2 protein-coding genes are annotated in these 3,536 nt (G+C 34.1%); both read right to left on the bottom strand.

What is annotated here, in order from left to right; genetic code table 11:
* Positions 1-394: 394 nt before the first annotated feature.
* Positions 395-1,321 carry a carboxypeptidase-like regulatory domain-containing protein gene (locus tag ABY905_RS15145; protein WP_372645374.1) on the bottom strand — a complete coding sequence of 309 codons (927 nt, stop codon included), beginning with the start codon at positions 1,319-1,321 and terminating at the stop codon, positions 395-397.
* A gap of 1,279 nt (positions 1,322-2,600) precedes the next feature.
* Positions 2,601-3,455: a hypothetical protein gene (locus ABY905_RS15140; protein WP_372645372.1), complete on the bottom strand. Its 855-nt coding sequence runs from the start codon at positions 3,453-3,455 to the stop codon at positions 2,601-2,603.
* Between the last annotated feature and the right edge of the window lie 81 nt (positions 3,456-3,536).

The raw sequence follows: 3,536 nt of genomic DNA, 5'->3' as shown, positions 1-3,536 counted from the left end.
TCATGCTTAAGTGTGGCCGGGTGATTTTCGAACAAGTTCTCAACTTCCCGGTCTTACTAAAGCTTTCGTTAAACGAAAAATATTTAAAAGAGAGGCCCTATTTCCTTGAGCTCAAAAAATGAACCTCTTGTTCCTAATATTGAGTTTAATTGTGAGATTAGTAATGAAATACAAGGCACAAACAAAAACGTTTAGGACGGGATTGATAATAAACATATTATGAAAGGTTTACAATATACTTGCAAAACATAAAATAGAACAGATTTACTTAGTGTTCCGGCTGATAAAGGCGCATAAAAAAAGTGCGATCACTACCGATCACACTTTAAAACTGATGTGTTGCTGTTTATCCCACCCAGAATGAAACAGCTACACAAGAGTATCTTAATAAAATTTATAATGACGTTCTTACTAAGGGTTCTGGTTCCAGAAGTATATCCAAACGATCTGTTTCACCAAAATTATGTACCAGGGTGAGTTTTTGGGTGATAAAATTGGTGGCAGAGACTTCAACCGGATAGGTATCTGCAGCCAATTGGGGAATACGAAAACCACCCTTCTCGCCTTTCACAATATGGTCGATATCGACCTTTGAAATCAGAATATGAGCCTGTTTAATTGGCTGATTAGTTGTCTTATTTTTTACTGAACCAATGACAGCCAACTTCTTACTGGCTAATTTTTCACGTTTTACGGCTTGCAGATAGGCTGAATACTCTTCATTATCTGTTAGTTTGAAGAAACTCTCCATTAACTTATTCAAACGATCGATTTGCAGGCTATCGATTTCGCGAGCCAGACGTTCAATTTTTAATCCGGCCTCTTCCCTCTTCTTAATCATTTCCTGAGGCATTGCAATATAGGTTTCCAGAGCAGCCGAATCATCCTTTAGGCTCTGCAACATTTCGGCAGAGATTCCCATATCGGCCAACTGTTCGCTATGCTCCTCGCAATATTTTATGGTTGATATGGATTTGTCCAGAAGATTTGAACAGGACAAACGCATCAATTTTTTATAAGTCGATTTATAATCATTGATATGATTCAATTGATTCTTGACTAGTAAGTCATTATAAATCAGATTAAGCACCTTTATCAAACTGTTTGACACATTTACTTTAGCCTCACCTTTTGTGAGCGTATAACCGCGAATATCAGCAGCCTGTACTCTGAGAGCCTCGTTAAAATCATTGCCCAATTGCAAGATCTTACTTGTAACCGTCCAAACCAAAGGGATGGCTTCCAGCTTTGTTTTAGATACATTGACGTAATCGTTAAACTGATACATCATATGTTGAATAGGTATATATCTTTTGTCCATAACATCAAATTTATTACTGATTTAAAACATTTCAAGTTGATAAGAATGAAGAACTTAAGCTTTGTATATCATTTTAAACTTCTAATTTTCAACACATTCGCGAACTAAGAAAAACAGGCGAACGCTCTAAACGTCAGGACATTCATCTATTTTCAACTAAAAAACACAACCGCCTTAAAGACTGAAACAAAAGTTTCAAAGTCGGAAACGTCTTGCTCTAAGTCAAAAACAAAAGCCTTAGAGACTGAAACAAAGCTTTCAAAGTCAAAAACATCTTGCTCTAAGTCAAAAACAAAAGCCTCGGAGACAGAAACAAGGCTTTCAAAGTCGAAAACATCTTGCTCTAGGTCAAAAACAAAAGCCTTAAAAACAGGAACAAAACTCACAAAGTCGCGAACCACTTATTCAAAGTGCAAAACAAAAAATGCAAGTCCTGTCTCATTCTAATCTGTTTTTTAAACGACTGCCCATAAAATGACCGTCTATACAAATAGCTTAAAAACTTCAGATCTCGATTTCGAATCAAAATCTTCAGTAAAGAAATAAGGGGAGTCTTATTTCTGTAATTTTGGTGGGATAGATAGTATGGCTTCTGCAGAAGCCATATAAAAAGTTCTTCCGGAAGAAACTTTTAGAGAACTAAGGGTATAATTACCGTCATGCTAATTATACCGTGAATCGCTTTACATTATAAAGTTAAATAATTATTTCTCTAATTTCCAAACATAAAAGACATTCATCCTGATAAAATGATGTTTTGTCAGGATAAATATAGCATTCCCATCAGAACAGAAGGCTATATTTTATAAGGCATAGAGAACAAAATGAAGACATCATATTTTTTTGTAAAATAATTTGAAAAATATTTTTTGGAGAGCTACAATTCGGATATTTTTCTCTAATTCGTAGGTCGTCAGACCGCTATTTGGAACTGAAAACGGCATATTATTGTATCATTTTAATTAATTGGAACGGCCAATATCGAGGATGAAGCTCCCTCCTGCTATTAAATAAACTGATGAGAGATATTGAAAAAGCCAAAGCTGGGAGGCTTTGGCTCTATGGGGGATTAAGGGATGGCTCGGCTATGCAGCGGCACCCATGAAATTTAGGTTTTGTGTCTGTTGCACAACTCCAAAATCTAGAAAATCATGCATTACGCTATTTTCACAAAACCTAAACTTCTGATTTACAAGGCTACCTTTTTTCAAAAGCTGTAAAAAAGTAGTGAATGATTCAATTTGTCGGGTTGTGCAACGGTTACTTTTGTTAGGCAAAGTTATTTATTGTACTTAAGATAATAGGTTATTTTTATTGTTTGATATGAATTAACAGGCTTACTATTAAACTTAGCTGGTTTGAAGTTACTATTTAAAAGTGCAAGGCTTTTAATACTCTTGTCAATAACTTTTTGAGAAATATCATACCTAAAGGAATTGCCCGTGTAAATAATATTTTTAACAATGCCTTCTGATGTTACTATAAATTCAAAATCTAAAATAATTCTGTCTGGTTGCTCCTTATAGATTAATGTATCTTGGGATGAAACATATAGTGTCTGATAAGTTAATTCGTAATACTCAATATCGCTAAGCTTAGGAGCCGCAGGATAAGGTGTCAGTATGAAATACTTAACTGAATCATCTAACAAGTATGATGCTATAATAGAATTCTCAATGTCATGAATACCGTGTTTTAGAGACACTAGCAGAGATGTATCTTTATCAAATTTGTGTATTTCACCGATCACTAAACTAGAACACTTATCTCTTTTTAAAATCTCATACGTTTTAGCTTGATTATTTACTTTAATTGTATCGTGTGAAAAGCAATAGGTGTTATATAATTTTCTTGATTCAAGGTCATTGACCAATTCGATATATTTACAAAAAGTGCAAGTATCTTTCATTCTTAACCTAGCTATTGCTTTGTTAAAATATATATTTGCTCCTTGCTTCAGTTCCAAAGCTATGTCAAACAGAGAATCTGCAAGTATGTAATTTCCTTTTTTGAGTTGTCTTGTACCTTTTTTATAAGTCTTCAAGGCTGCTTTTTGAGTCTTCTCATTACTTTGGCTAAAGCCTGAGTATGAAAAAAATAGCACAACTAATATATTTACAATAATAAATTTCATTGTTTTGGTATTTTGCCTAACTTGTTAGGATATGCACTACATTATTTTATATCTCGTGATTTAAAGTGCACAATACATCCC

Origin of the sequence: Ancylomarina sp. (assembly GCF_041555295.1) — a bacterium.
Lineage (GTDB): Bacteria > Bacteroidota > Bacteroidia > Bacteroidales > Marinifilaceae > Ancylomarina.
Note: the sequence above shows the minus strand (reverse complement) of the source record. Positions and strands in the feature narration are given on the sequence as shown.